Genomic DNA, 5,822 nt, shown 5'->3' with positions numbered 1-5,822 from the left:
GTGATGATGCTGTACACCTATTGGCAGTATGTAGAAGAACTGCCGAAGGGTATGGTTTGGCGGTTGGAGGTATCAAGTGCCGTTGCCGCCCTGTTGCCTATGGTGGTATTGGTGTTGATGTTGGTTGCGCTGTTTTCCAAGCCCAAACGGGAACTTCACGGTTCGGCACGGTTTGCCCGCCGCAGCGAAATAAAAAAAATGAATTTACTGAAAAAGAAATTCGACCCCAAAGAAGCTCCCGACCTGCTTATCGGCAGATATGGCAAGTACTATTTAAAATGGAGCGGTAAAGAGTTTGTTTACCTTGCCGCGCCCACCCGTCCGGGTAAAGGCGTAGGTTTTGTGGTACCCAACTGCCTGCACTACCGGCACAGCATGGTGGTGTACGACCCAAAGCAAGAAAACTTCCTGATTACCGCCGGCTTCCGCGCCAAGCACGGACATGCCGTATATCTGTTTAACCCGGGCGGACGCATGCCCGAGCACGAACGCAACCCGAATGCGCCTTTGGTCAGCCACCGTTGGAATCCGCTGACTTATGTCCGGCGCAATCCGATATATACGTTTAAAGACGCGCAAGGGATTGCAACGATTATGTATCCCGATCCTCCCAACCCCAACGGAAGCACCATGTTTTTTGTGGAATCGTCACGCAAACTTTTTTCCGGTTTGTTGATGTATTTGATTGAAACGGAGGGGGAGCGGGATTTGAGCCTGCCTGAAAACAAAACCACTATGGCGAACCTTTTCAGGCTCGCCAATCCTAAAAACGGCAAAACTTTATCGGAATGGATAAAAGACGAAATCGAGTTGCGGAACCGGCAGGAACATACCCGTCTCAGTGATAACTGCATGACCCTATTAATGGATTTTGCCAACGGCAATACCAAGACGGGCGCGGATATTGTGGCAACCATGACCGCCCCTTTGAGTATATTTATCGACCCTGTGGTGGAAGCGGCTACCAGTGATGACGATTTCTTTCTGGATGATGTACGCAAAAAACTCATGACGGTTTATGTGGGCATACTTCCGACGGAAACCGCCGTATTTTCGCGTCTAACCAATCTGTTTTTCAGCTTGCTGGCCAACGTCAATGTTTATCAGGGTCTGCCTGAAAACAACCCCGATATTTTGAAATACCAATGTTTGATGATGATGGACGAATTTACCGCCCTCGGTGTGGTGCCGGCTATTGAGCACGGGGTTGCATACATGGCAGGTTACAACATGAGGCTGGCTATTATTTTCCAAACGCCGTCCCAAGTTGAAAAACTGTACCAAAAAGCCGGTATGCGGACATTCTTTACCAATTTCGGCTGCCAAATTGTGTTTCCCCCGCGGGAACAGGCGGATGCGGAAGAGTACAGCAAACTGATAGGATATGAGACGTTCAAGGCTAAATCGACGTCGCGTTCACACGGTAAAAGCAGCAGCCGCAGTAACAGCGTAAGCGATCAGCGACGTGCGGTGATGAATCCCGACGAGCTGAAAATGATGCCGAAAGAAGACTGTATTATCAGTTTGACCAACAGCCGGCCTATTTATGCTAAGAAAATCATTTACTGGCAAGACCCTGTGTTCAGCAAAAGGGCAAACCTTCCGCCGCCTGCGGTACCGGCGTTGTCGGTTGTGTTACATAAACGGGTGCCGGAACAAGCGCTGAAACCGGATTATGTTTCGCCGGAAGATATGGCGAGCTTTAACTGGCAAGAGGCGGTTAACTCGGAAGACATTGCCCGATCCCTCCTCACGGCACTGATTCCGCCGGACAGCAAGCCGGAATTTGTGGCCGAACTGGTGCCGGTTCTTGCTAAGAATTGGGGAGATGGCAGTTTGGAGCTTATCGCCAAAATATTGAAAGATACTTCCGGTATATCGGTAGGAAGCGGCCAGCCGAAAGCGGCGGCTTAATTTGGATTTTTATCAAGAAGGTTCCTGAAGATAAATAAAAACTGCATCCGGCTGTCTGAGATATTTCAGACAGCCGGTTTCTATTTTGGAGAACAGAAATGAGTAATTACGACGACATTCAAAAAGCCCTGAGCTATATTGACCCGCATGACCGGGATGTGTGGGTCAACACCGGCTACTCGATCAAACACGAGCTGGGTGAAAACGGTTTTGATTTGTGGGACCAATGGTCTCAACAGGCAGACAATTACAACAACCGTGCCGCCCGCAATGTTTGGAAGAGCATCAAAAACCCGACGCGCACCATAGGTTCGCTGTTCCATGATGCACGGAATAACGGCTACCGCCCCGACAAAGCCTACACGCCGCCGTCTGCCGAGGAGCAGGCACGGATTAAGGCGGAACGGGAAGCAGCCCGTTTGTCCGAAGAGCAGGCGCAGGCAGAGCGGAGGGAGAAGGCAAAAAGTTTGGCGCAAAGCATTTGGTCGCGCGCAACGCCTGCCGACATCAACCATCCCTATTTGGCCGCCAAAGGGATTACCGATCCGGCAGCGGTCGCCGGCCTGCGTCAAAACCTGTATCAGGGCGACAACAATCTGTTGATACCCGTGGTGCATAACCGTGAAATTGTGAATGTGCAATCCATCAACCAAGACGGCGGCAAGCGGTTTTTGTCGGGAGGGCAGGTACATGGCGGTTTTGCCGTTGTCGGGGATGCCGACAAAATGGAACACGGTATCGTGATTGCGGAAGGCTTTGCCACTGCCGCCAGCATCCATCAGGCTACGGATAAAACCGTGGTTGTGGCGTTCAATACCGGAAACATGGTGGCGGTATCGGAACGTTTGGCCAAGAGCCTGCCTGAAAACGTACCCGTTACCCTTGCGGTGGATAACGATGCCAGTCAGACAGGCATGAAAAAAGCTTTACAGGCGGCGGCGTATTTCGGCGGGCGGGCGCAGGTTGTCGAGCCGGAATTTAGCATGACCCAAATCAGACAATACCAACAGGAAAACGGAGTGGACGAACAAGGCCGTCCCAAGCTGCCGAGTGATTTTAACGACCTGCACCGTCTGGCCGGTATCGAAGCCGTGCGTGAAAAAATAGAAACGTCGTTCAGGCAGCATGAAGTCGGCCAAGAGCCGGCGCAGACATCCGGCTTATCCGAGCCTGCCGCCGAGCAACCGCCGGAACCCCTGTCTGAACAGGAGTGGGCTACCGTGATTGCCGAAGAAGCGAAAATGCGGGGCATCCCGATGCCCGGACAAACACAACCGGCAGCGCACACCGTGCCGCCAACCGAACAAGCCGCCGAAACACCGGCGGCTTTTGTACAGGGAGAAGCAGCAATGAATACCCGGCAGGAAGAAAACCGCCAAACCCCGGGACACGAAACATCCGACACGGCTGCCAACAGTATCGAGTACACCGCCATACGCCCGTCGAAAGAACAGGAGCCGTTGCGGGAAACCGCACCGGACAATACCGCCGTAAAAACGGATAAAGCCGAAAGTCTAAGCGAGGGGGCGGTTCCGTTGTCCGGTTATGCGCGGGAAAAGGCACCCGAACCCGCCCAAGCGGAACAGACCGAAGACGGGCCGGCGCATGAAACGGTCAAAAAGCCCGTAACCGACCTGAATTACCGCATCCCGCCGGAAAGCATCGAAAGCCGTTATGTGGTGGCGGACGGCAAGTATCTGTCTGCCGCCAACCATACCACCGTGATGTTTACCGATACTGGCAAAAAAATCAGTACCCCGAAAACAGACATGCAGACCATCAACGACATGCTTGAGGTGGCCAAAGCCAAAGGCTGGGACAGCATCAAGTTAAGCGGCAGCAAAGAGTTCAAGGCCATGATGTATGTGGCGGCGGAAAGTCAGGGTATCCGTACCAGCGGCTACCGGCCTAGTAATGAGGATTTGGCATTGCTTAAAAGAATGCGTGAAGAGCGGTCATTGAACATCATCGAACCGCAAACAGGGCGTGCGCCTGCCGTTGCGCCGGTAACGGAAAAAGTCGCACCGGTGCCTTATCCGGGCGATAAACGTAGCAGACCGGCCGAAGCCCCGGAGGCTGCCGTCACGGCCAAAGGCGCCGGGGTTGCCCAAGCAGGCGAACGGATTGTCAGCGTCGGTCAGGCACCGTACCGCCACAACCCCGAGAATCAAGACAGCCCGTATATCGTCTTGGAGCGGAACGGCAAAGAACGTACCGTCTGGGGCGTAGATATTCCCGATGCAATGGAGCGCAGCGGGGCGGAGGTGGGCGACCGCATCATTCTGCATTCTTTGGGTAAGCAACCGGTGGAAATTGACGTGAACGTCCGCGATGAAAGCGGCCAAGTCATAGGCACCAAGAAAAAAGAAGTCGAACGCAAGCTGTTTAAAATGGAGATCGTTCAGGAACGGGAAGTACGGGAAAAGGAAGCACCGGATCGGGAGGAAGAGAATGTACCCGGCAAGCCCGATGTTGCGGCCATAGCCAAAGCAGACAAAATGATGTCGCAAAACGAAATTCCGTCTAAAGCGACCATCAACACGTCCCATGCGGCAGACACCCGGCTCGGTGTGCCGTTACAGGCAATCGGGCAAAGCGAAATTCCGTCCGAAGTGGCTATCGAGGCCGGGCGCATGAAATCGGCCGCGCTCGATACCCGTTATGCGGCGGCAAAAGCCGGGTATATGGCGAAAGCCGAAAAATTGTCCAAAGCCAACAAGCAGCACTTGGAGTTCCACGAACGAAACGTTATGGATGCCATCCGCGGACTGAAAGGCGATGCCCGCACATTGGCTTTGGTCAATTATTACGAGCATACCGAAAAAATGATGCACGGGCGCAAGCTGGATTTACCCAAACCTGCGCGTGCACCGGCCCACACCCCCGGACAGCACATTCCGACGCAGCAGCGGACGGAGCGGGAGCACGAACAAAGGCAGACGCCGGAGCCTGAAATCGGCCGTTGATGTTTCCGGTTTGGAACACAGGCCGTTTGAATTCAGACGGCCTTACTTATTTGTTGACAAAACAAAACGATAAAGGCACGATAACTCTATGTTAATTGACTGTTTAGGAGCCGGCTATGGCAGATACCGTATTGAAATTGGATCCGAGGCTTTCGGAGTTCGATACTGAAAAGGAAGCAGAATCTTACAACCGGTGGCTAAAAAACAAGGTGGAATCCGCACGTTCCGCCCCTGTAGTCAGTCACGAGGAAGCATTGGCTCATTTTGAGAAGCAACGGATAAAAAGGTTGGAGCGTTTGCAAAATGCTGGTGATTGAATGGACGGTTCATGCATTAACCGATGTAGACAATATTATCGACTTTATATTTGATGATAATCCCAATGCAGCCTTTGAGATGGATTTACTGATACACGATTCGGTGCAACATTTGGCTGCGTTACCGTATATTGGCAGAAAAGGGCGTGTAGAAAACACAAGAGAATATGTTATTCATCCCAATTATTTGATTATTTATGAGATTGCCCTTAATCATTTAAGGATTCTGTCGGTACTTCATGTACGTAAAGAATATCCATAACTTGGTTACCGCTTGAAGGCTGTCTGAAAAATTCAGACAGCCTTTTGATATATTAACCATACGGCCCGTAACATTATTGTGCGGGCTGTTTTGTTTGGAGTGAGATGATGGAGCAAGCAGAAACACGGCAAGCCCTATTTGAAACCGGCCAGTCCGTTAAACACCAAAACCGGCATTTGCGCGACGTTTACCTTGTGGTGGGTAGGGGAAAGAACGGCAACGGTTATCTGTTGCTGGGAGACGAACTTGTCCGTACACCTTATTTGCAGGCTACCGGCGGCTCCGGTTTCGAGCGTGCTGACGGTTCGGCTTTTCGGGCAGGACTGGTTTACGAAAATACCGATGCTGCAAAGGTATACCGGC

General features: G+C 52.1%; 5 protein-coding genes. All 5 read left to right on the top strand.

Going from position 1 to position 5,822, the window contains the following annotated elements:
- On the top strand, nt 1–1,914 hold a 1,914-nt coding region (locus tag HMPREF9370_RS02090), incomplete at its 5' end, for a type IV secretory system conjugative DNA transfer family protein (protein WP_156792958.1).
- A gap of 98 nt (nt 1,915–2,012) precedes the next feature.
- On the top strand, nt 2,013–4,880 hold the full coding sequence (locus HMPREF9370_RS02085) for an LPD7 domain-containing protein (protein WP_009115624.1): 2,868 nt from the start codon (nt 2,013–2,015) through the stop codon (nt 4,878–4,880).
- Nucleotides 4,881–4,996: 116 nt separating this feature from the next.
- The gene (gene relB, locus HMPREF9370_RS02080) at nt 4,997–5,197 is read left to right on the top strand and encodes a type II toxin-antitoxin system RelB family antitoxin (RefSeq protein WP_009115623.1); all 201 of its coding nucleotides are present in this window, start codon (nt 4,997–4,999) and stop codon (nt 5,195–5,197) included.
- On the top strand, nt 5,184–5,459 hold the full coding sequence (locus tag HMPREF9370_RS02075; protein ID WP_009115622.1) for a type II toxin-antitoxin system RelE/ParE family toxin: 276 nt from the start codon (nt 5,184–5,186) through the stop codon (nt 5,457–5,459). Before relB ends, HMPREF9370_RS02075 begins: the two co-directional genes overlap by 14 nt.
- A gap of 104 nt (nt 5,460–5,563) precedes the next feature.
- Nucleotides 5,564–5,822, top strand: a 259-nt coding sequence (locus tag HMPREF9370_RS12170) for a hypothetical protein (protein WP_009115621.1), incomplete at its 3' end; no start/stop codon positions are given.

It is taken from the genome of Neisseria wadsworthii 9715, assembly GCF_000227765.1.
Lineage (GTDB): Bacteria > Pseudomonadota > Gammaproteobacteria > Burkholderiales > Neisseriaceae > Neisseria > Neisseria wadsworthii.
The sequence above is the reverse complement of the archived record's forward strand: the minus strand, read 5'-3'. Positions and strand labels throughout refer to the sequence as shown.

Bases quoted from the DNA above. Each gene is read 5' to 3' on its own strand.
- HMPREF9370_RS02085 (WP_009115624.1), top strand. From the start codon at position 2,013: ATGAGTAATTACGACGACATTCAAAAAGCCCTGAGCTATATTGACCCG.
- relB (WP_009115623.1), top strand. From the start codon at position 4,997: ATGGCAGATACCGTATTGAAATTGGATCCGAGGCTTTCGGAGTTCGAT.
- HMPREF9370_RS02075 (WP_009115622.1), top strand. From the start codon at position 5,184: ATGCTGGTGATTGAATGGACGGTTCATGCATTAACCGATGTAGACAAT.